Raw genomic sequence first — 20,441 nt, 5'->3', positions numbered from 1 at the left:
ACGCCTATGGCCATCTGGAATCTCGGGTCGATCAATCTGGATCTCGTCTACACCCTGTCGCGTTTTCCCGCGCCCGGTGAAACGCTTGCGGCAGACCAGGTCGACAGATTTCTGGGTGGTAAGGGCGCAAATATGTCTGTTGCGGCCGCTCGGGCTGGCGCGACAGTGCATCACATCGGTGCTGTTGGTCCCGATGGGGCGGAGATGGTTCAGAAGCTATCTGATTTTGGCGTTGATACCGCCAAGGTCGCGGCTGCGAACAGCCCAACAGGCCACGCGGTGATCTATGTCGTGGCGAACAAGGACAGCAAGGAGAAGGGCGAAAACCAGATCGTCCTTTTCCCCGGTGCAAATCAGGACCTAACGTCCGAACATGTCGAAAACGCCATGGCTGGCGCGACGGTCGGCGATATTTTTGTCACGCAAAATGAGACGAATATGCAGGTAGAGGCCTGCCGGCTGGCCGCGGCCAAGGGGTTGCGGGTCTGCTACGCGGCCGCACCGTTTGACGCCGGTGCTGTTGCCGCTGTGCTGCCGTATCTGGATTTTCTGATCCTGAACCAGGTCGAGGCGGAACAGCTGTTTGAGGCAACCGGGAAACGGGCCGAGGAGCTGGGGATCAAAGACGTGATCGTGACCCTTGGCGGAGACGGCGCACGTCACATTGATGGTTCAACCGGCAAGGTCTCCACATTCGACGCATTTGATGTGGAGGTCGTGGATACCACGGGCGCCGGCGATACGTTTACCGGCTATGTCTTAGCGGGGCTAGATGCGGGGCAGTCGATGGACGTTGCAATCAAAATGGCAAGCCGCGCCGCAGCCGTCATGGTTACACGGCGCGGTACTGCAGATGTCATTCCAACCTTGGCCGAGGCCAAGAGCGCAGACCTGAAATGAAAAAGGGGCCAAACGGCCCCTTTGACGTTAGTGATGATCAGCAAAAGGTGCCGCGTCACCCCAAAGCTGTTTCACACGGGCATCGCGACCACAGGCGGTGCGGTAGCGTTTGTAAGCCTCTGCCTGGCGTTTGGGGCCAAAACGGGTGATGATCAACTTGCTGCCTTTGTAGTAATCTTGGTGGTAGGCGTCAGCCGGGAAAAATGCGCCCTTGTCCAAAATGGGCGTTACAATAGTCTGCCCCAGTTCGGATTGCGCATTGGATTTTGCCGCGCTCGCCAGTGACTTTTCGCCATTTGATCCGACAAAGATCGCTGATCTATAGCTGTCGCCGCGATCGCAAAATTGCCCGCCAGCATCCGTTGGATCGATGGAGCGAAAGAACATATCCAGGAGGGAACGACGCGAGACCTGGTCGGGATCAAAGGTGATCTGCACCGCTTCATAGTGACCCGTGCCGCCGGCGGTGACCTGTTTGTAGTTCGGGTTTGACGCCTTGCCACCGGTGAAACCTGATACAGCTTCCAAAACGCCGGGCACGCTTTCGAAATCACTTTCGACGCACCAGAAACACCCGCCAGCCACGGTCAGTGTTTCGGGCTCAGCCGCGTGACTTTTACCCGTCCCCGCGACAGTGGCGACTGATACGGCAAGTGCCAAAGCAGCGAGTTTGATTTTTTCGAATGCGGTCATAGGAGCCTCCTGTTTCCTTTGCCTAAATGTGCAGCAGATGCAGGCAACGGCAACTCACAGCGGCGCGATGTCACGCACAGGTGAGAACGGGTCGAAAATGTCAGGAGTTCCAAAAGAAAAAGCCCGGCGCTTGGCCGGGCTTTGACAGGATTATTTCAGGCGATTGTTGCGCGCTGCCAAAAGTTTCAAGCGCAGCGCGTTCAACTGGATGAAGCCATCTGCATCTTTTTGGTCATAGGCGCCGGCGTCTTCTTCGAAGGTCACATGCGCCTCGGAATACAAGCTGTGATCCGACCAGCGGCCCACGGTTTTTGCCGACCCTTTATAGAGTTTCAGACGAACGGTGCCGGAGACATGTTCCTGGCTCTTGTCGATCAGCGCTTGCAGCATCTCACGTTCGGGCGAGTACCAGAAGCCGTTGTAGATCAGCTCAGCATAGCGCGGCATGATCGAGTCCTTCAGGTGACCCGCGCCAGAATCCAGGGTGATCTGTTCGATACCGCGGTGCGCTTCCAGCAGGACGTCGCCGCCCGGTGTTTCATAGATGCCTCGCGATTTCATGCCGACGAAACGGTTTTCCACGAAATCCAGACGACCGATACCATGCTTGCCGCCATATTCGTTCAGCTTGGTCAGGATGGTTGCCGGCGACATCGCCTCACCGTTGATGGCAACTGCGTCGCCTTTTTCAAAGGTGATTTCGATGAATTCAGGCGTATCAGGCGCATCTTCGGGGTGAACCGAGCGCTGATAGACGTAATCGGGCGCCATTTGCGCCGGATCTTCCAGAACCTTACCTTCGGACGAAGTATGCAGCAGGTTCGCATCGACCGAGAACGGCGCTTCGCCGCGTTTGTCTTTGGCGATCGGGATCTGGTTCGCTTCGGCGAATTCCAACAGTTTGGTGCGCGAGGACAGATCCCATTCACGCCAAGGTGCGATCACCTTGATCTCAGGGTTCAGCGCATAGGCCGACAGTTCAAACCGAACCTGGTCGTTGCCTTTGCCGGTGGCACCGTGGGATACCGCATCGGCACCGGTCTCTGCCGCGATCTCAACCAGACGTTTGGAGATCAGCGGGCGTGCGATTGACGTGCCCAGCAGATATAGCCCTTCGTAAACCGCATTGGCGCGGAACATCGGGAAGACAAAGTCACGCACGAACTCTTCGCGGATGTCTTCGATGTAGATGTTTTCCGGTTTGATACCGAGCAGCTCAGCCTTTTGGCGGGCCGGCTCCAACTCTTCGCCCTGACCAAGGTCAGCAGTGAAGGTGACAACCTCGCAGCCGTATTCGGTCTGCAGCCATTTCAGGATGATCGATGTATCAAGGCCGCCGGAGTAGGCCAGCACAACTTTCTTGGGCGCGGACATGGGTTTTCCTCTTGATCAGAACGAAAGCGCCCTACCGCTTTTTTGAACCAAGGGCAAGGTTTTCAGGGGTTGCAGCCAAATCGAGTTGCGGTAGACGGTTACTCGCATTCAACTTAAACAATACTGAAAGACATATTATGGCAAGTTTTGCGATATCCTGGCGGATCCTAATGCATTCACTAATGATGTTGATCCGAAACGCCGGCACCATGTTCAAGATTTTCACAGTGCCTTTTTTGCTCACCATCGTGTTGGTGATCGCGATTTTTGTACAAGTCCAAGGGGACGCGATGTTCCAGCTTTACCTTGGCAATTTTGGCGCGGCGATCGGGCCCATCCTGATGATCTTACTGTTCATCATCTTGATCAACTTGGTTTTGATCTGGCCAATTGTCACATGGCACCGTTTCGTGCTGCTTGAGACCCCGGTTGATTGGATCAACAAGGTCGAGATCTCGAGCATCTTTATGTACTTCTTTGGGTATTTGGGGGTGATGATTTTGGTTTTGATCCCAACCCTTTCCCTTTACTGGTTCCTCGGGGCGAACGCGACAGTGCTGTTATCCGCTTTTGGTTTTTTCCTAAATTTTGGCGTTTCAACCGTGATGACATGGATCATCTACCGAATGACACCATTGTTTCCAGGGATCGCATTGAGGCGTGAAGGCAATGGTCTTGCCGTGGCCTGGGCTGCGACGAGACCCGGTTCGGGCGCTTTGTTTGGTTTGGCATTGATCTTCGCCGTTTTCGGCCTGTTGCAAACCGGAGTTGCGCTGGTCCTTCCCGAGGGGGTATTCAGTGCGTTGAGCGTAGGGATTACGATCCTTTCATCCTTCCTGCATGTCAGTATCGCAACAACTATCTACGGCGTGTATGTCGAAGGTCGCGAAATCTAAAGCGGTCTTGCATTTTGCCTTACGCCTGCCCCTTGTCATAGGGGCAGGCATGCGCCAACAAAGGGCATGAGTGATTTTCGATCAGATGCCCGCACCGCAACCCAAGCCATGCGCGATGTATTTCCCGCAACGCCGCTTCAACGCAACGTTTTGCTGTCTGAACGGTTTGGGGCAGACATCTACCTCAAGCGCGAAGACCTAAGCCCGGTTCGATCCTACAAGATCCGGGGTGCTTTCAACGCCATGCGCAAACAACCCGACCAGGATTTGTTTGTCTGTGCGTCAGCCGGCAACCATGCCCAGGGCGTGGCGTTTATGTGCAAGCAGTTGGGGAAACGTGGTGTGATCTTCATGCCCGTGACCACGCCGCAGCAGAAAATTCAGAAAACCCGGATGTTTGGTGGATCCCAAATCGAGATCCATCTGACCGGTGACTATTTTGATGACACGCTCGCGGCGGCACAGGATTGGTGCGCAAGCCAGGGTGGACATTTTCTATCTCCGTTTGACGATGACGATGTGATCGAAGGCCAGGCCTCCATCGCGGTTGAAATCCAGGAACAGCTTGGGCGTGCGCCTGATCACGTTATCCTGCCCGTTGGTGGCGGTGGCATGTCGTCGGGGGTTGCCACATGGTTTGGCGATGACGTGCATTGTCTGTTTACCGAACCCCAGGGCGGTGCGTGTTTGAAAGCCGCGCTGTCTGCGGGCCGGCCGGTTGCGCTAGATCGTGTTGATACTTTTGTCGATGGCGCAGCAGTGGGCAAAATCGGGGAAAAGCCGTTCTCGCTGTTGCAGAATACACCTGCGCCGGATGTGCTGACATTGTCCGAAGACCGTATCTGCACAACCATCATCGAAATGCTGAACGTCGAAGGGATTGTATTGGAGCCAGCGGGCGCGCTTGCAGTCGAAGCGCTGGGCGATGTGCTGAGCTGGATTCGCGGCAAGACGGTTGTCTGCGTCACCTCTGGCGGGAATTTTGATTTCGAACGTCTACCTGAGGTCAAGGAACGCGCGCAGCGGTACTCGGGAATCAAAAAATATTTATTGCTTCGTCTGCCTCAGCGTCCTGGTGCGTTGAAGGAGTTTCTGAACATTCTGGGGCCGGAGGACGATATCGCTAGATTTGAATATTTGAAAAAGTCCGCCCGGAACTTCGGAACAGTCCTCATTGGGATCGAAACCAAAAAACCTGAGAATTTTCGCCGCATTTTTGACCGCCTCGACAGCAGCGGCATGGCGTTCACCGACATCACCAATGATGAGACATTGGCGCAGTTTCTGATCTGATGACTTCGGCGCGTGGCCTTAGCAATGAGAGGGAAGTTCCTCCAGAAAGACGGCTTTGGATTCGTCATAAAGCTTTAGAATAATTCCCAAATCCACACTGGCGCTGTCCCCTTGAGAAGACGCGCGTTCGCCCTCTTGGCAGAGGTTCGAAAATTGACGGAAGCCCAAATTCAGCGCAGAGCCTTTCAAAAAGTGTAAGTCCTGCTCCAGTTGGCTTTTGTCACCGGTGCGCAACTTATCAAGAACGCCCTCGACTTCTTCCAAAAAGATTTCTACGACTTCTTCAAAGTCGTCTGCGCCGATTTCCTCGCGCAGTTCCATTGCTCTAGACCAGTCAATCATGTCGGTTTCCCGTTCTATATCATCCGAATTCAGGACGGTGGTAATTTGACATCGGTAAAATTACAGTGAAAGTGCGATCTTTGATCAATTTTTAGATTTCATGGACTGTTAAAGGTCTACCAGGATAGTGCCAAGTGAGAACAACAGAATTATCCCTTTTTACGAGGTGCCCTCGGTGCTGCCAGACCTTAAAAACGACGAAGCGGAGCCGGTTGAGATGACTGGGTCGATCCGGCGCGTCCTGGTCGTTGACGATAGCCGACTACAGCGACGCATACTCGTAGCCTCCTTGAAAAAATGGGGTTTCGACGTTGTCGAAGCGGACAGCGGCGCGTCGGCGATGGAGATTTGCCAGGAAGAAGCGCCGGATCTGATCCTCAGTGATTGGATGATGCCGGGAATGAACGGTTTGGAGTTTTGTCGTAATCTACGGAAATTAAATACAGACGATTATAGCTATTTTATTCTTCTGACTTCAAAAAGCGAAAAAAATGAAATTGCCGAAGGTTTGCATTCCGGCGCGGATGATTTCCTGACAAAACCCGTAAACTCTGATGAATTGCGCGCACGTATTTCCGCGGGTGAGCGTATTTTGCGAATGCAGCGAGAACTTTCAGAAAAGAATAGAATTGTTTCTGAAACATTGGATGAACTCCAACGCGTATATGACGCAATTGACAAAGACCTGATGCAAGCGCGTAAAATTCAAGAGTCCTTGGTTCCGGAACTCCACGGCACATTTGGATCATCGGATGTCAGCCTGCTTTTGAAACCTTGTGGCCACATCGGTGGTGACTTGGTCGGCATGTTCTCGCCGGGTGTGAACAGACTTGGCTTTTACTCCATCGACGTATCCGGACACGGCATTACGTCTGCCATGATGACGGCGCGTCTGGGCGGATACCTGTCGTCGACGCACTTTGATCAAAACGTCGCGATGGAACAGCGGTTTAATCGATACTACGCGCTGAAATCACCGGAAGAAGTGGCTGGCATCCTAAACGCGCGTTTGATCGCCGACACTGGGATCGAAGAATATTTCACCATGGCGTACTGCACCGTCGATTTGCGCAGTGGGCTTTTGAAAATGGTACAAGCCGGGCACCCGCATCCGCTGCTGATCCGCAAGGACGGAAGCACGGAATTCATTGGACAAGGGGGCGTTCCGGTTGGCCTTGTTCCCGATATCGCCTATTCTCGCGAAGAAGTTGTGTTGGAAAAAGGCGACCGCCTTTTGCTTTATTCGGATGGTTTCACCGAAGCACGCCTTGAAAGCGGAGAGATGCTCGATGACGAGGGGCTCATCGATTTGGTGCGCAAGTGCGATGGCGGTCAATCCGGTCAGGAATTCTTGGACGAGATGTATTGGAACCTGACCGAGGTCATGTCCAAAGAATTCGGAATGGAAGACGACGTATCCGCGACTTTGTTTGAATACAACGGCGCATAAGTCCGGCCTTAGCCGAACAATTCCGCGACAAAGTGGCGATCGCCGTCATTACCCAATTCATGAACCGCGTCCTCAGGGTGCATCCAAAGCGCTTCGTGTCCGGGTTCCAACGGGGGACCAAGACGGCGAACAGGGTGCGCCTTGTAGATATGACAGATCTTTTCAGCCCATAGATCGTATTCCGGCATAAAAACGAACCGCCTGAAAACAGCCAGTTTTTTGGGTGCCGAGATCAGCCAGCCGGTTTCTTCATAAACTTCGCGATGCAGCGCCGGAATCGGTGCCTCGCCGCGTTCAATACCCCCACCAGGCAATTGAAAATCAGGGTCCGGTGCGCGTTGCAGCGTAAGCAATAGACGCCCGTTGTGGGGTAGGATCGCATAGGCGCCGGGGCGCGCACGGTAACGAATTCCCGATTTCGGGGGTTCTCCAAAACGGCGGATCATGGGACTGCCCTCTTCACACTTGGGGTGGTAAGCCTATATAGGCTCGATATGCCAAACTCCGGCGTCTAAGGAAACCCCATGACACTCGCCTCTAAAATCGCGTGGGACGATACAGTCCTGCCTTTCCAACTTGATGCACCTGACATGCGCGGCCGCGTGGCGCGTCTGGACGGTGTCTTGGACGGTATTCTGAAACAGCATGACTATCCGCAAAAGGTCGAGGCGCTTGTGGCAGAGATGGCGCTGCTGACGGCATTGATCGGGCAGACAGTTAAGCTGCAGTGGAAGCTTTCGTTGCAGGTCCAATCAAAAGGCCCGGTTCGCATGATTGCGACGGATTACTATGCGCCCGAAAAAGAGGGCGAGCCCGCCCGTATTCGCGCCTATGCAAGTTTTGATGCTGACCGGCTGACGGACGGCGATCCGTTTGATCAGGTTGGTGACGGCTATTTTGCCATTATGATCGACCAGGGCGAAGGGATGAAACCCTATCAGGGCATCACGCCTTTGGCGGGCGCATCCCTTGCGGCTTGTGCGGAATCCTATTTTGCCCAGTCCGAGCAGCTGCCCACGACGTTTAAACTGGAATTCGGCCTGTCGTCGGAACCCGGTGTGGACGCCCATTGGCGTGCGGGCGGGGTCATGTTGCAACATATGCCAAAAGCGTCTCCCTTTGTGGCAAACGAAGAGGGCTCGGGCGACGTTCTTTCCCCCACGGATCTGGTGTCCGACGATGAAGAAGAGAACTGGAGCCGAGTCAACATTCTTCTCGACACAGTCGAAGAGCTTGAGCTGATCGGCCCGTCGGTTGCGCCAAATGATTTGTTGGTCCGCTTGTTTCATGAAGAACAACCGCGGGTGTATGATGCCCAGATGGTTAAATTTGGCTGTACTTGTTCAGAAGAACGTGTGCGTCAAAGCTTGTCGATCTATTCCGCGCGCGATTTGGAGAAAATGACCAACGAAGCGGGTCGCGTGACGGCCGATTGTCAGTTCTGCAGTTCGCATTACGATATGGATCCCAAGACACTGGGTTTTGATGCGGACAAAAACGCAGGTGCATGAGTTGATCCAACAGGTAAAAGAGGCATTGGGACGGGCCGGTGAAGGCTCGTCCGACTTTGATCTCAATCCTGATGTGAAGTTACCACCAAATCGCAAGCTGCGCCCAGCGGGTGTCTTGATGCCAATTGTCTTGGCGGAATCTGGACCACGTCTCATCCTGACCAAACGATCCTCGGCCCTCAAACATCATCCGGGGCAGATCGCCTTTCCCGGGGGCAAGGTCGAAGACAGCGACAGTGGCGTCATCGCCGCGGCCTTGCGCGAAGCGGATGAGGAAATTGGCCTGCCGCCGCGATCCGTTCGTGTGTTGGGCGACCTTGCGCCACATGAAACGGTTACAAGCTTTCTTGTAACGCCAGTTGTCGCATTGGTGGAGCAACCGTTTCAACCGGTTCCTGAACCCGGCGAAGTGGCCGAAGTGTTTTCCGTGCCTTTGGATCATGTTCTGAATACCAAGAATTTTGTGATCCAGGGACGTCGTTGGCGCGGGCAAAGACGCTATTACTACACCATTCCCTATGGCCCCTATTACATTTGGGGTGCATCCGCCCGCATGTTGCATGCGCTGGCCAGTCGGATGGTTTGATGATGCGGATCGAGCAAGATTGGCTTTCGGTAGATACCACCCAACGGGTCTGCGCCACGTTGCAGGCCGACGGCGCGCAGGTCTATTTTGTGGGGGGCTGCGTGCGCAACGCCTTGCTTGGAGCGCCCGTATCCGACCTTGATATCTCAACCGATGCGCATCCCGATGCGGTTTTAGCACTGGCCCAAAAGGCCGGGATCAAGGCAATTCCAACCGGGATTGATCATGGCACGGTGACATTGGTGGTCGACGGGGTTCCATTCGAAGTGACCACCTTTCGCAAGGATGTCGCCACCGATGGACGTCGCGCGGTTGTGGCCTTTGCGCAGAATATGGAAGATGACGCGCGGCGTCGTGATTTCACGATGAATGCGATTTATGCGGATCCCACGGGTGCGCTTTTTGATCCGCTCGGCGGACTGCCGGACCTGCAGGCCCGCAAGCTGCGTTTTATCGGCACGGCGGCCCACCGCATCCAGGAAGACTTCCTGCGCACGCTACGCTATTTCCGGTTTCATGCCTGGTACGGCGATCCTAACGGCGGCATGGACCCGGACGCGCTGGCGGCGATTGCTGAAAACCTGGACGGGTTGGCACTGCTTTCGCGGGAACGTGTGACGCATGAGATGCTCAAACTTATGGCCGCTCCGGACCCGGCACCGGCAGTTGCGGCAATGCGCCAAACAGGCGTTTTGATGGCGCTTTTCCCGGGGTCGGATGATCGCGCCTTGGCTCCGGTTGTTCATTTGGAGGGCGAAGCCCCTTTTCCAGATGAAAACTGTGATGCCGTTTTGCGCCTCGCGGCATTGGGTGAACCGGATGTGTTTGTCGACTATCTTCGGCTGAGCAAGGTACAGGAAAAACGGCTGACCTTGCTGCGCAACACAGCCACCGGCACCCAAGACGCGGCGGAACTGTCGTATCGCCACGGGGTTCGGAACGCACAAGCAGCGTCCGTTTTGCGTGCCGCATTGCTGGAATCGCCCTTGTCCGTCGATTTGCAAGACGCATTGGTCAAAGGGTCGTCTGCATCCTTTCCGATCCAAGCCAGTGATTTGATGCCCGAAATCACGGGACCTGCGCTGGGCGTTGCGCTGAAAAAGCTTGAAGCCACGTGGATCGACAGCAGGTTCCAAATGGATCGCGACGCTTTGCTTTCGGCCCTCAAATAGCGCGAAATTGTACCGATTCTGCGCCTTTTGGTGACGAAGCAGGTTCTTTCCACTATTTCTGAACCGACCCAGACGTGCCGTCGTATTGTTAAACGGACACGTTAGGCTGATCCCATTCCTGTGCCGTGAAATATTTGGAGCCAGTCATGTTTCGCTTTTTTGAAAACCTGGTGCATCCTTACGGTGCCTATGATGAGACGGCACCCCCCCCTCAGACACTAGGCGCGTTTTTTCGCTACTATGCGGTTCCGTTTCGGAAACTGTTTTGGCTCACGGCGTTTATGTCAGTTGTCGTGGCCGCGATTGAGATTGGTCTGATCTTTTACATGGGGCGTGTGGTCGACATCTTGATCGGCGATCCGGCTGAGGTGTGGGAGACCTACGGGACCGAGCTGTTGCTTGTGGGTGCCTTTATCTTGGTGTTGCGCCCGATCCTGCAGCTTTTTGACGTCTTGTTGTTGAACAACGCGGTCATCCCCAACTTTGGAACCATCATTCGCTGGCGCGCCCATAAACATGTTTTGCGTCAATCGGTTGGCTGGTTCGAAAACGATTTTGCAGGACGTATCGCCAATCGGATAATGCAGACGCCACCCGCCGCGGGTGAGGTCGTTTTTCAAGCCTTTGACGCGATCACCTTTGCCACCGCTTACATCATCGGGGCCGCGATTATGTTGTGGTCTGCCGATGTTCGCCTGTTGGTGCCGCTGGCCGTTTGGTTGGTATTGTATGCTGGTCTTATGCGCTGGACGATGAGGCGGGTTGGTCCTGCAAGCCAGGCCGCATCGGATGCACGTTCCACGGTGACGGGGCGGGTTGTCGACAGCTATGCCAATATTCATTCGGTGAAGATGTTCGCCCATCACGATCGCGAACTGGACTACGCAAAAGAAGCCATCGAGGCGACGCGCACAACCATTCAGGCAGAGATGCGGATCTATACGACGATGGATGCGGTACTGGTCTTTTTGAACGGGCTGTTGATTGTCGGCGTGGTCGGTTGGGGCCTTGCGCTTTGGTTGAATGGGGGGGCGACCACGGGTGTTGTGGCTGCGGCGACGGCGTTGACGTTGCGCTTGAATGCGATGACCGGTTGGATCATGTGGGCACTGACCACGTTTTTCCGCCAATTGGGTGTTGTCGCCGAAGGGATGGAGACCATTTCCCAACCCATTGATCTGATGGACAAGTCAAATGCAAAACCGTTGGACCTGGTCGAGGGCCGTATCGAGATTTCAGATTTGAGCCACCATTATGGACGTGGACAAGGCGGGCTGGACCGGATTTCCCTGTCGATCAATCCGGGTGAGAAGATTGGCCTGGTGGGCAGATCGGGCGCAGGCAAGTCGACTTTGGTGAAATTGCTTCTGCGGTTTTATGAGGCCGAGGATGGCCAGATCAAGATCGACGGTCAGAACATTTGTGATGTGACCCAAGACAGCCTGCGGTGCAACATCGGCATGGTTCAGCAAGATTCGTCGCTGCTACACCGCTCGGTGCGCGACAACATCCTGTACGGCCGACCAGAGGCCAGCGAAAAAGACATGCTGGAGGCCGCGCGACAGGCCGAAGCGGATGAATTCATTGCCGATTTGCAGGATCCGCAGGGGCGCGCTGGCTATGATGCCCATGTGGGCGAACGGGGTGTGAAACTCTCCGGTGGTCAGCGTCAACGTGTGACATTGGCCCGTGTGATCCTGAAAGATGCGCCGATCCTTGTGCTGGACGAGGCGACCTCGGCCCTGGATTCCGAGGTTGAGGCGGCGATCCAGAAAACTCTGTATGGAATGATGGAAGGCAAGACCGTCATCGCAATTGCGCACCGCCTATCCACGATCGCCCAAATGGACCGAATTCTGGTTCTGGATGATGGAAAAATCGTAGAAGAGGGCTCACACACTGAACTTTTGCAGCGTGAAGGCCTATATGCACAGTTCTGGAGCCGACAATCCGGCGGTTTCCTGAACCTTGAGGCCGCGGAATGATATTCGACAACCTAATGAACCCCTTTAAGCCCGCTGACGGACCGCCGCCCCAGAAACTGGGTAAGTTTATGCTGTGGTGCTTGTCCGGGTCTTGGTTGGCGATGGGGGTCGCAACATTGTTTTCTGCGCTTGCGGGGGCCATGGAGGCCGGCACCGCATTCATTTTGGGGATGGTGATCGATCGGGCAATAACGAGCGGGCCGGAGGGGTTCTTTACCACAGCGAACTTCGCCGCGCTGGCTGGCGCGCTGGGTTTTTTCCTGATCCTGCGGCCGGTGCTGTTCGGCCTGTCCTCTGCGTCCAACTCGATCATTGTTGCACCAAATATCAACCCGCTGGTGCTGTCGCGACTCAACCGTTGGACGTTGGGCCAATCGGTCGGCTACTTCGACGATGATTTTGCAGGTCGGATTGCGCAAAAGCAGATGCAGACTGCAAATGCGGTGACTTCTGTCACAACGGAGATGATCAACGTTGTGGCCTTTGCTTTGGCGTCGCTGGCGGGCGCGATGATCTTGTTGGGGACGGTTGATATGCGCATCACCGGCCTGTTTGTGGTTTGGCTGATTGCCTATTTCGCGCTGATCCGCTGGTTCATGCCGCGCATCCGCAAACGCTCTGCCGCACGGGCAGGCGCGCGGGCGACGGTTTCTGGGCAAGTTGTCGATACGCTGACCAATATCCGCACCGTTAAATTGTTTGCGCATGCGTCCCATGAAGAACACAGCGCTCTGGATGCAATGGCCGTGTTCCGTGAGAAGGCCTTGGATTTTGGTTATATGTCGGCCGGGTTCCGTTTCAGCCTGATGGCGCTTGCTGGTGTTTTGCCTGTCTTGTTGATCGGCGCGACGCTGTATCTGTGGCACGTGGGGATCGCGAGTGAGGGCAATATCGTCGCCGCCGGCGCGGTGTCGATCCGTATTGCCCAGATGACCGGTTGGGTCAGTTTCACCCTGATGGCGATCTATTCCAATGTTGGGGAAATTGAAAACGGGATGACCACGCTGGCCGTCCAAAACCGCATCCCCGACACATCCGCCGCTGAGTTGCAGGTCACCAAGGGTGAGATCACCTTTGACAGCGCCAGTTTCGCCTATGGGCGGGATGTTGGCGGTGTGCAAGATTTGGAATTGGTGGTCAAACCGGCCGAAAAGCTCGGCATTGTTGGTGCGTCAGGTGCAGGTAAATCCACTTTGGTTTCGCTGCTTTTGCGTCTGTATGACACCGAAGCTGGGGGCGTTTTGATTGATGATCAGGATATCTCTGACGTCACCCAGGACTCGCTTCGTCGCCATATAGGCATGGTCACGCAGGAAACAGCGATGTTCAATCGCTCGGCGCGGGACAACATCCTGTACGGTCGGCCAGACGCTACCGAAGAAGAGCTGATTGCAGCGGCTGAAAAAGCTGAGGCCCATGGGTTCATTCAAGATCTCAAAGACGGGCAGGGGCGCACCGGGTACGATGCCTATCTTGGCGACCGTGGGGTGAAACTGTCCGGCGGGCAGCGACAACGCATCGCGCTTGCTCGGGCGATTTTGAAGGATGCACCGATTTTGGTGCTGGACGAAGCAACCTCGGCTCTGGATTCCGAAGTCGAAGCGGCGATCCAATCCGCGCTGAGCCGGGTGATGGAGGGTAAAACCGTACTGGCCATCGCGCACCGGCTTTCCACCCTCAGCGAGATGGACCGGATCATTGTGTTGGACGCTGGACGCATTGTCGAAACCGGTACGCATGACGAATTGCTGGCGCTAGGCGGACGCTATGCGCAGTTCTGGGCACGTCAATCGGGTGGTTTTATCGGTGCAGATACTGCGGAAGCCGCCGAATAAGGCTTTTGCGTTGTCGGCGGGTTCGTTATCACCGCGTTTATGACAGGCACAGATAGAACCACGACGACGATTAACCGGCTTGGCCACCAGGGTGATGGTGTGGCTGATGGCCCGATTTTTGCAAGCCGCTGCCTTCCGGGAGAGGTTGTGAGCGGTATTGTAAAGGGCCAGACGCTGACGGAGATCCGGATAGAGGATCCAAGCGCGGACCGGGTTCAGGCACCTTGTCGCCACTACAAGGCCTGCGGTGGATGTAGCGTGCAACATGCCGCGCCAGAGTTTGTTGCCGAGTGGAAGCAGGCATTTGTGCACAACGCTTTGGCCGCGCAAGGGATCGAGGCAGAGTTTCGCCCGATCCATACTTCGCCCGAACGTTCGCGCCGTCGCGCGACCTTTGCGGCGCGTCGCACCAAAAAAGGCGCGCTTGTTGGATTTCACGGCACCGCGTCAGATGTGATAACCGAAATCACAGACTGTATATTGTTAGACCCCGAGTTGATGGCGGCTCTGCCCTTGGCGCGGGAGTTGGCCATATTGGGTGCCAGCCGCAAAACTCCGCTTGCGGTCACGGTGACAACCGCGGGCGCTGGGTTGGACGTGTCAGTTCGAAACGGGAAGCCGCTGGACGCAGATTTGCGCATCGGTTTGGCGCAATTGGTTGGAAAATACGACGTGGCGCGCCTGACCTGGGAAGACGAGCTGATCGCGATGGAGCAACCGCCGACCCAAGTCTTTGGCAAAGCGCAGGTTTGCCCGCCACCGGGTTCGTTTTTGCAAGCCACCAAAGACGGTGAAACGGCACTGCTCAACGCGGTGTTGGAAATCACCAAAGGGTCCAAGCGGATTATGGATCTGTTTGCCGGCTGCGGGACGTTTTCATTGCCCTTGTCCGAGCGATCAGATGTGTATGCGGTCGAGGGTGAGCGGACCATGATCGACGCGCTCGACGCTGGTTGGCGCAAGGCGCAAGGGCTTCACAAAGTAACCTCAGAAGTGCGCGACCTGTTCCGCCGCCCGATGCTGCCGGATGAACTGTCCCCCTTTGGCGCTGTCTATGATGCGGTTGTTATCGACCCGCCACGTGCCGGGGCCGAAGCGCAGACCGTTGAAATCGCACGGGCCAAAACCCCTGTGATTGCCTATGTCTCTTGCAATCCGGTCACATTTGCCCGTGATGCGCGGGTTTTGGTGGATGCGGGGTATCGGCTCAATTGGGTTCAGGTGGTAGATCAGTTCCGTTGGTCGCCCCATGCCGAATTGGCGGCGTCCTTTACATTTGAAAACTGACATTGACAGGGAACCTGAAATCAATGCCCCTTCAACGCCTGTCCAATATCCTTGATAGCGTCGCCTTTGGTCGTTTCATCACCGCAGTTATTCTTATCAACGCTGTGACTTTGGGGATGGAGACATCGCCCGCAATCATGAGCCGGTTTGGCGGTATCATCGGCTCGCTGGACAATCTCTGCCTTATCATTTTTGTGGCCGAGCTTCTGGCGAAACTGGTTGTACGTCGATTGAAGTTCTTCCTGAACGGTTGGAGCATCTTTGACTTTGTAATTGTGAGCATCGCCTTGGTTCCCGGCGCGCAGGGTCTGTCGGTGTTGCGTGCATTGCGCATTTTGCGGGTGTTGCGGGTCATTTCAGTGGCTCCGCGCCTGCGCCGGGTGGTGGAAGGCTTCATTAATGCGCTGCCTGGAATGGCCTCGGTGTTTTTGCTGATGGCGATCATCTTCTACATCGGCTCGGTCATCGCGACGAAGCTTTTTGCTGAACAGTTCCCGGAATGGTTTGGAAACCTTGGGCGATCAGCCTATTCGCTGTTTCAGATCATGACCTTGGAAAGCTGGTCAATGGGCATCGTGCGACCCGTCATGGAGATCTACACCTATGCCTGGATGTTCTTTGTCCCCTTCATCATGGTCACAACCTTTGCCGTTGTTAACCTCCTGGTAGGTCTGATTGTGAACTCTATGCAGGACGCACATGGTGAAGAAGAGACGCAAATTACGGATGCTTACCGCGACGATGTCTTGACCCGACTGGAACGGATAGAGCAAAATCTTGCCAAGTTCTCGGACCAAGACTCAAAGAAGTGATTTGGGAAAGCGGTCAATCTTCTGTATTGGCAACTTGAGGCAAAAAAAAGAGCAGTATGATGGACAGACGCGCATTTGCAGCGAGCGCAGCGGCAAGCCTTGCTTTGGCCGCATGCTCAGATCAGAGCGGAAAGTTTCAAAACTATCACGGCCCACGGGTGACGTCAGTTGTCGTCAACAAAGGCGCCCGTCATATGTATTTGCTGAACAACAACGACATTCTGCGCAAATACAAAGTCGACCTTGGTTTTGCGCCACGGGGGCACAAACGGATCGAAGGGGATGGGAAAACCCCCGAAGGCCAATATTGGATCAATCGTCGTAATCCAAACAGCGCCTTTCACCTGTCCCTTGGGATTTCATACCCAAATGCGCAGGACATTGCCAAAGCACGTGCATTGGGAAAAAGCCCCGGCGGTGAGATTTTCATTCACGGGCAGCCCAATATTCTGCGTGATCGTAAACGCGCAGAGCGGGCAAGCGATTGGACAGCCGGCTGTATCGCCGTCAAGAATGGCGAAATGGAAGAAATCTATGCCATGATCAAAAATGGCATCCCGATCTTCTTGAACGCCTAAATCCGGACAAAAGGCGCGGGCATTCTGTCGCGCGCTCTTTGCGGTTTAGGTACCCATCACCAAAGTCCACCACAGTTTCCCATTTGGTTCCTGGAACCAGAAGAAACCCATATTGGCAGCTGTTGAGTCCAGAACAACCGACCGCGTTGTCGGATCTTCCATCCAAGCTGTCAGGGTTTGCACTTCGCTCTCATATGTTTCCGAGATGGCTTCGCCCACCAGCACGCCTGCAAACCCTGTACGGGCTACGCGGTCCAGCGGTGAAGAACCGTCCGAGCCAAAATGCCAAGGCCGGTTTTGCACCGACATATCGCGAGAATGGGTGGCGGCGGCAGCGTTGAGCTGCGCGTTAAGTTGAACAGGCGGTTGGCCTGCAGCCTCACGCAGGGCATTGACGGAATCCAGCATACGGAACTGGACTTTATCTGCGTTTCGGATGCGGTAAACGCCGCTGTTCGAACTGTCCACCTCTGTGGCCGTCGTACAGGCTGCGGCGATCAGAGAGAAACACAGCGCAAAGATCGAAAGAATTCGGGACATGTCGCACCTTGGATAATCTGCACATATTGCCTTTACCTCTCCTGTGGCGGATGCGCAAATGGGCTGGCGGTATAATGCCTGTCACAGTTCTGTTTGATTTGCGACTGAGGCATTCGCGCCATATTATATGCTCAACACTTCGTTACGACCTTTTGTAGGTAGAAAACACATGACCAAGTCCATCTTTGAGAACTTGAACCGTCGCCGTTTCCTGACGTCCGCAGCCGCGTTTGCAGCGACACCTGTTTTGGCGCAACAAACGGATCCTGCTGCAGAAACTGGCTTTGACCCCCTGCGTCCACCGCCAGAACCAGAGGCCCCGGTGGCACGCAATATCTCCGCGTTTCGTGCGAAAGAATGGCAGCCTTATTTCGACAATCTCAATCGTGGTGCGATTCTCGTGGATATCGACAGCCGCGCGCTTCACTATTGGTCCGAGAATGGGGAAACTTACAAATTATTCCCCTCTTCTGTCCCTTTATCCGACGATTTGACACGCCGAGGGCGAACTCAGGTCATTCGTAAGGTGAACGGTCCGAGCTGGGCGCCAACGCCTAATATGCGCAAACGCAACCCGGAATGGCCCGCCTTTATCCCGCCTGGCCCCGATAACCCCTTGGGAACACACGCTTTGTACCTAAGCTGGAAGTACTATCGTATCCACGGGACCCATGACACGCGCAAAATTGGCCGTAAATCGTCCAATGGGTGTATTGGCCTGTACAACGAGCATATCGCCGAACTGTTCTCACTTACGAAAGTTGGAACGCAAGTGTTGCTAATTTGACGACATAGGCTTTAGGCTGGGAACCCTAAGTGCAACAAGTGTTTGCATTTTCGCGACTGGGGTGATTAGAAAAAATCACGAAGTAAGTCTTGGCTGCGCGCGCTATTCCTGTGCGCATTTACTGGAGGTTAACATGAAGAAACTCGTTCTTGCTGCCGCTCTGACCGTAGCTGCTGGCGCCGCCGTTGCTGGTGGTCTGGCTGAGCCGATCGTTGAAGGACCGGTTATCGTAGAAGCTGCTGAAGGTTCGTCCTCGGGCATTCTGCTGCCGCTGCTGCTGCTGGTTTTGGTTGGCGCTGCTGTTGCATCGAACTAAGTTCGATACGATACATTCAAAAAAAAGGCGGTGGTTTTCCCACCGCCTTTTTTATTGCTCGGATGACCGATGTGGCGGCTGTAATTACTCCAGCCAGCCTTTCAGGTTCTGTTGAATGACATCGCCCAAGGCCGCGATGTGATCGTCGTCGTCGTTGAGGCAGGGGATGTACAAAAACTCTTCTCCGCCTGCATGTTCAAAACTCTCAAAGATCTCTTCGTTGATCTCTTCCAGTGTTTCGATGCAATCGGCTGAGAACGCGGGCGCGATCACCGCAATGTTCTTCTTTCCCTGACGCGCCAGCTCCGCAACATGTTCCACGGTATAGGGGCGTAACCATTCCTCAGGGCCGAAAACGGATTGGAATGTCGTTGTGATCTGCGTGTCGTCCCATCCCAGCCGCTCCTTGAGCAGTCGTGTCGTTTTCTGACATTGGCAATGGTAGGGGTCACCTTCCATCAGATATCGCTTGGGCATGCCGTGATAGGACACCACCAGAATGTCAGGGCGTTTTTCGGCCTTCTCATAGGCTTCTGTCACGGAACGCGCCAAGGCATCGATATAGGCGGGCTGGTCGAAATAGGGCGCAATGGTGCGGGCGGCGGGTTGCTGTTTCTCTTCCATCAGCGCACGAAAGAATTCGTCATTGGCCGTGCCCGACGTGGCACCCGCATATTGCGGATAAAGCGGCACAAAGAGGATCTTTTGGCAGCCAGCTTCAACCATTTTGCGGACTTTGGATTTGGTTGAGGGGTTGCCGTAGCGCATGCAGAAATCGACCATGACCTGATCGCCATAACGGTCCTGCATCGCGGTTGCCATTTTGCTGGTCTGGTCTTTTGTAATGGTCATCAGCGGGCTTTCGCCCTTGTCGTGGTTCCAAATCGACTTGTACGCCTCACCCGAGGAAAACGGGCGTTTGGTCAAAATGATCAATTGCAGCAGCGGCTGCCATTTCCATGCCGGATAGTCGATTACCCGCTGGTCGGACAGAAACTCGCTCAAATAGCGCCGCATCGGCCAGTAGCTGTAATCATCGGGCGTGCCGAGGTTGGCCAATAGGACGCCGACTTTCTCCGCCTTGATCTTGGGGTGATCTGCCGGCGCGTGGGCGGGGCAGGTGGCGGTGTGAGTTTTGTCCAGCATTGTTAAAGTCCTGTGCGGCCGAATTCCGTGTAGCTCGTAGATAAGACGATACTGTCCAAAAAACCAATTGGATCACATTGGCGCAGCGATAGTCTGAATTAATCTTTGTCCAGTGGCTCTTCGGATACTTTCAAGGCATCAGCCAGTCGCATCTTGGCGGATCCGGGGCGCAGAGGCTGTTGTTGAGCGTCCGACGGTGACCACCCGGTCAGGCACACAACCTCAAACGTTGCGGGCAGGCGTCCGGCGTCATTTGCGAAATGCGCACGATAAAACGTATCTGCCTCGTCAAAAACACGACGTGGCGTTGGGCGTCGCAGGCGTTGCGCCATTGCGTTGGTTTCACCCATGTCCCGCAGATCGCGACACAGGTGCCAGATATCGCGGTACTCGGCTGTCAACGGAACCACATCCGCCACCGGCAGGGCAAAGCCCGCGCGTTGCAGCAATCCGCCCAGGTCACGTACTTCTGCCATGGGTGCGATGCGGGGAGACAACCCGCCCATAACGCGCGTTTCAGCCTCGGCCAGAACAGCCCTCAGCTCATGCAGCGTGTGCCCGCCCAAAAGCGTGACCAACAACAATCCGTCTTCTTTCAAAGCGCGGCGACATTGGATCAATTGCCCAACGGGGTCGTTTGCCCAATGCAAGGACATGGCGTGAATGACCAGATCATGGGTGTTGGGTTCTAGGTCCAGAACATCCTCGTCCCGAACGATTGTGGCATTTTTGCTAAAATTTTCCCAAATTTTGACGAAACCACTAACGATCGCCGGCTTTGTAAAGGTCCTGTTAACCATCGTTAGCCGATCCTCAACCTCGTCACGGGCAAGTTGATGCAGGAATAGGGCATCAGGCTTGGTCCGGGCGCGATGGGCATCCAGGGCTTGGCGGTCGAACAGATCGGGCTGGTTTTGCGATGTTTCACTCATGAGGAA

21 protein-coding genes are annotated in these 20,441 nt (G+C 55.0%); 14 read left to right on the top strand and 7 right to left on the bottom strand.

What is annotated here, in order from left to right; translation table 11 throughout:
* The first annotated feature begins 6 nt into the window (after nucleotides 1-6).
* Nucleotides 7-900, top strand: a complete 894-nt coding sequence (locus tag KMP13_RS06675) for a ribokinase (RefSeq protein ID WP_215264955.1) — start codon at nucleotides 7-9, stop codon at nucleotides 898-900.
* A gap of 27 nt (nucleotides 901-927) precedes the next feature.
* On the opposite strand, the gene msrA is transcribed toward KMP13_RS06675, so the two are convergent.
* Both msrA and KMP13_RS06665 read right to left on the bottom strand, forming a co-directional pair.
* On the bottom strand, nucleotides 928-1,593 hold the full coding sequence (gene msrA, locus KMP13_RS06670; RefSeq protein ID WP_215264953.1) for a peptide-methionine (S)-S-oxide reductase MsrA: 666 nt from the start codon (nucleotides 1,591-1,593) through the stop codon (nucleotides 928-930).
* A gap of 150 nt (nucleotides 1,594-1,743) precedes the next feature.
* Nucleotides 1,744-2,967 (bottom strand): argininosuccinate synthase, encoded by a 1,224-nt coding sequence (locus KMP13_RS06665; protein ID WP_215264951.1) that lies wholly within the window; start codon nucleotides 2,965-2,967, stop codon nucleotides 1,744-1,746.
* A gap of 11 nt (nucleotides 2,968-2,978) precedes the next feature.
* On the opposite strand from KMP13_RS06665, the gene KMP13_RS06660 reads away from it, so the two are divergent.
* Nucleotides 2,979-3,863, top strand: coding sequence for a hypothetical protein (locus KMP13_RS06660; protein WP_215264949.1), 885 nt, complete (start codon nucleotides 2,979-2,981; stop codon nucleotides 3,861-3,863).
* A gap of 66 nt (nucleotides 3,864-3,929) precedes the next feature.
* The gene (ilvA, locus tag KMP13_RS06655; RefSeq protein ID WP_215264947.1) at nucleotides 3,930-5,156 is read left to right on the top strand and encodes a threonine ammonia-lyase IlvA; all 1,227 of its coding nucleotides are present in this window, start codon (nucleotides 3,930-3,932) and stop codon (nucleotides 5,154-5,156) included.
* 18 nt (nucleotides 5,157-5,174) lie between these two features.
* Here ilvA and KMP13_RS06650 read toward each other — a convergent pair whose 3' ends face one another.
* Nucleotides 5,175-5,498, bottom strand: coding sequence for an Hpt domain-containing protein (locus KMP13_RS06650; protein ID WP_215264945.1), 324 nt, complete (start codon nucleotides 5,496-5,498; stop codon nucleotides 5,175-5,177).
* 217 nt (nucleotides 5,499-5,715) lie between these two features.
* On the opposite strand from KMP13_RS06650, the gene KMP13_RS06645 reads away from it, so the two are divergent.
* Nucleotides 5,716-6,948 carry a PP2C family protein-serine/threonine phosphatase gene (locus KMP13_RS06645; RefSeq protein ID WP_215265064.1) on the top strand — a complete coding sequence of 411 codons (1,233 nt, stop codon included), beginning with the start codon at nucleotides 5,716-5,718 and terminating at the stop codon, nucleotides 6,946-6,948.
* Between the two features lie 8 nt (nucleotides 6,949-6,956).
* On the opposite strand, the gene KMP13_RS06640 is transcribed toward KMP13_RS06645, so the two are convergent.
* Nucleotides 6,957-7,394 (bottom strand): NUDIX hydrolase, encoded by a 438-nt coding sequence (locus KMP13_RS06640; protein ID WP_215264943.1) that lies wholly within the window; start codon nucleotides 7,392-7,394, stop codon nucleotides 6,957-6,959.
* 78 nt (nucleotides 7,395-7,472) lie between these two features.
* On the opposite strand from KMP13_RS06640, the gene KMP13_RS06635 reads away from it, so the two are divergent.
* The 8 genes from KMP13_RS06635 to KMP13_RS06600 all read left to right on the top strand — a co-directional run bounded on the left by KMP13_RS06635 (nucleotide 7,473) and on the right by KMP13_RS06600 (nucleotide 16,714).
* Nucleotides 7,473-8,459, top strand: a complete 987-nt coding sequence (locus KMP13_RS06635; RefSeq protein WP_215264941.1) for an Hsp33 family molecular chaperone HslO — start codon at nucleotides 7,473-7,475, stop codon at nucleotides 8,457-8,459.
* The gene (locus KMP13_RS06630) at nucleotides 8,434-9,045 is read left to right on the top strand and encodes a CoA pyrophosphatase (RefSeq protein ID WP_215264939.1); all 612 of its coding nucleotides are present in this window, start codon (nucleotides 8,434-8,436) and stop codon (nucleotides 9,043-9,045) included. The genes KMP13_RS06635 and KMP13_RS06630 overlap by 26 nt, the downstream gene beginning before the upstream one ends.
* Complete coding sequence (locus KMP13_RS06625; RefSeq protein WP_435370342.1) at nucleotides 9,045-10,217, top strand: CCA tRNA nucleotidyltransferase; 1,173 nt, start codon at nucleotides 9,045-9,047, stop codon at nucleotides 10,215-10,217. Before KMP13_RS06630 ends, KMP13_RS06625 begins: the two co-directional genes overlap by 1 nt.
* 146 nt (nucleotides 10,218-10,363) lie before the next feature.
* Nucleotides 10,364-12,202, top strand: coding sequence for an ABC transporter ATP-binding protein (locus tag KMP13_RS06620; RefSeq protein ID WP_215264937.1), 1,839 nt, complete (start codon nucleotides 10,364-10,366; stop codon nucleotides 12,200-12,202).
* Nucleotides 12,199-14,037 (top strand): ABC transporter ATP-binding protein, encoded by a 1,839-nt coding sequence (locus KMP13_RS06615; RefSeq protein ID WP_215264935.1) that lies wholly within the window; start codon nucleotides 12,199-12,201, stop codon nucleotides 14,035-14,037. Before KMP13_RS06620 ends, KMP13_RS06615 begins: the two co-directional genes overlap by 4 nt.
* Nucleotides 14,038-14,076: 39 nt before the next feature.
* Entirely contained in the window at nucleotides 14,077-15,324 is a 1,248-nt protein-coding gene (locus KMP13_RS06610; protein ID WP_215264933.1) for a class I SAM-dependent RNA methyltransferase, read from the top strand.
* A gap of 23 nt (nucleotides 15,325-15,347) precedes the next feature.
* Nucleotides 15,348-16,136: an ion transporter gene (locus KMP13_RS06605; RefSeq protein WP_215264932.1), complete on the top strand. Its 789-nt coding sequence runs from the start codon at nucleotides 15,348-15,350 to the stop codon at nucleotides 16,134-16,136.
* A gap of 59 nt (nucleotides 16,137-16,195) precedes the next feature.
* Nucleotides 16,196-16,714, top strand: coding sequence for a L,D-transpeptidase family protein (locus KMP13_RS06600; protein ID WP_215264931.1), 519 nt, complete (start codon nucleotides 16,196-16,198; stop codon nucleotides 16,712-16,714).
* Nucleotides 16,715-16,759: 45 nt separating this feature from the next.
* On the opposite strand, the gene KMP13_RS06595 is transcribed toward KMP13_RS06600, so the two are convergent.
* Complete coding sequence (locus KMP13_RS06595; protein ID WP_215264929.1) at nucleotides 16,760-17,254, bottom strand: CAP domain-containing protein; 495 nt, start codon at nucleotides 17,252-17,254, stop codon at nucleotides 16,760-16,762.
* Nucleotides 17,255-17,423: 169 nt separating this feature from the next.
* Between KMP13_RS06595 and KMP13_RS06590 the strand changes: the two genes are divergently transcribed.
* Nucleotides 17,424-18,041, top strand: coding sequence for a L,D-transpeptidase (locus tag KMP13_RS06590; RefSeq protein ID WP_215264927.1), 618 nt, complete (start codon nucleotides 17,424-17,426; stop codon nucleotides 18,039-18,041).
* Between the two features lie 133 nt (nucleotides 18,042-18,174).
* Nucleotides 18,175-18,357: a hypothetical protein gene (locus KMP13_RS06585; RefSeq protein WP_215264925.1), complete on the top strand. Its 183-nt coding sequence runs from the start codon at nucleotides 18,175-18,177 to the stop codon at nucleotides 18,355-18,357.
* 84 nt (nucleotides 18,358-18,441) lie between these two features.
* On the opposite strand, the gene hemH is transcribed toward KMP13_RS06585, so the two are convergent.
* Entirely contained in the window at nucleotides 18,442-19,503 is a 1,062-nt protein-coding gene (hemH, locus tag KMP13_RS06580; protein ID WP_215264924.1) for a ferrochelatase, read from the bottom strand.
* A 98-nt stretch (nucleotides 19,504-19,601) separates the two neighbouring features.
* Nucleotides 19,602-20,435, bottom strand: a complete 834-nt coding sequence (locus tag KMP13_RS06575) for a methyltransferase domain-containing protein (protein ID WP_215264922.1) — start codon at nucleotides 20,433-20,435, stop codon at nucleotides 19,602-19,604.
* Between the last annotated feature and the right edge of the window lie 6 nt (nucleotides 20,436-20,441).

It is taken from the genome of Epibacterium ulvae (assembly GCF_018678075.1).
Taxonomy (GTDB): Bacteria; Pseudomonadota; Alphaproteobacteria; order Rhodobacterales; family Rhodobacteraceae; genus Epibacterium; species Epibacterium ulvae_A.
This window is presented reverse-complemented; position numbering and strand designations above follow the sequence as displayed.

What these genes read in the sequence shown, in the direction of transcription:
- KMP13_RS06675 (WP_215264955.1), top strand. Translation starts at nt 7, where the DNA reads ATGGCCATCTGGAATCTCGGGTCGATCAATCTGGATCTCGTCTACACC.
- ilvA (WP_215264947.1), top strand. Translation starts at nt 3,930, where the DNA reads ATGAGTGATTTTCGATCAGATGCCCGCACCGCAACCCAAGCCATGCGC.
- KMP13_RS06600 (WP_215264931.1), top strand. Translation starts at nt 16,196, where the DNA reads ATGGACAGACGCGCATTTGCAGCGAGCGCAGCGGCAAGCCTTGCTTTG.
- KMP13_RS06665 (WP_215264951.1), bottom strand. Translation starts at nt 2,967, where the DNA reads ATGTCCGCGCCCAAGAAAGTTGTGCTGGCCTACTCCGGCGGCCTTGAT.
- KMP13_RS06590 (WP_215264927.1), top strand. Translation starts at nt 17,424, where the DNA reads ATGACCAAGTCCATCTTTGAGAACTTGAACCGTCGCCGTTTCCTGACG.
- KMP13_RS06650 (WP_215264945.1), bottom strand. Translation starts at nt 5,498, where the DNA reads ATGATTGACTGGTCTAGAGCAATGGAACTGCGCGAGGAAATCGGCGCA.
- KMP13_RS06640 (WP_215264943.1), bottom strand. Translation starts at nt 7,394, where the DNA reads ATGATCCGCCGTTTTGGAGAACCCCCGAAATCGGGAATTCGTTACCGT.
- hemH (WP_215264924.1), bottom strand. Translation starts at nt 19,503, where the DNA reads ATGCTGGACAAAACTCACACCGCCACCTGCCCCGCCCACGCGCCGGCA.
- KMP13_RS06630 (WP_215264939.1), top strand. Translation starts at nt 8,434, where the DNA reads ATGCGGACAAAAACGCAGGTGCATGAGTTGATCCAACAGGTAAAAGAG.
- KMP13_RS06615 (WP_215264935.1), top strand. Translation starts at nt 12,199, where the DNA reads ATGATATTCGACAACCTAATGAACCCCTTTAAGCCCGCTGACGGACCG.
- KMP13_RS06620 (WP_215264937.1), top strand. Translation starts at nt 10,364, where the DNA reads ATGTTTCGCTTTTTTGAAAACCTGGTGCATCCTTACGGTGCCTATGAT.
- KMP13_RS06610 (WP_215264933.1), top strand. Translation starts at nt 14,077, where the DNA reads ATGACAGGCACAGATAGAACCACGACGACGATTAACCGGCTTGGCCAC.
- KMP13_RS06645 (WP_215265064.1), top strand. Translation starts at nt 5,716, where the DNA reads ATGACTGGGTCGATCCGGCGCGTCCTGGTCGTTGACGATAGCCGACTA.
- msrA (WP_215264953.1), bottom strand. Translation starts at nt 1,593, where the DNA reads ATGACCGCATTCGAAAAAATCAAACTCGCTGCTTTGGCACTTGCCGTA.
- KMP13_RS06605 (WP_215264932.1), top strand. Translation starts at nt 15,348, where the DNA reads ATGCCCCTTCAACGCCTGTCCAATATCCTTGATAGCGTCGCCTTTGGT.
- KMP13_RS06635 (WP_215264941.1), top strand. Translation starts at nt 7,473, where the DNA reads ATGACACTCGCCTCTAAAATCGCGTGGGACGATACAGTCCTGCCTTTC.
- KMP13_RS06585 (WP_215264925.1), top strand. Translation starts at nt 18,175, where the DNA reads ATGAAGAAACTCGTTCTTGCTGCCGCTCTGACCGTAGCTGCTGGCGCC.
- KMP13_RS06595 (WP_215264929.1), bottom strand. Translation starts at nt 17,254, where the DNA reads ATGTCCCGAATTCTTTCGATCTTTGCGCTGTGTTTCTCTCTGATCGCC.
- KMP13_RS06625 (WP_435370342.1), top strand. Translation starts at nt 9,045, where the DNA reads ATGATGCGGATCGAGCAAGATTGGCTTTCGGTAGATACCACCCAACGG.
- KMP13_RS06575 (WP_215264922.1), bottom strand. Translation starts at nt 20,435, where the DNA reads ATGAGTGAAACATCGCAAAACCAGCCCGATCTGTTCGACCGCCAAGCC.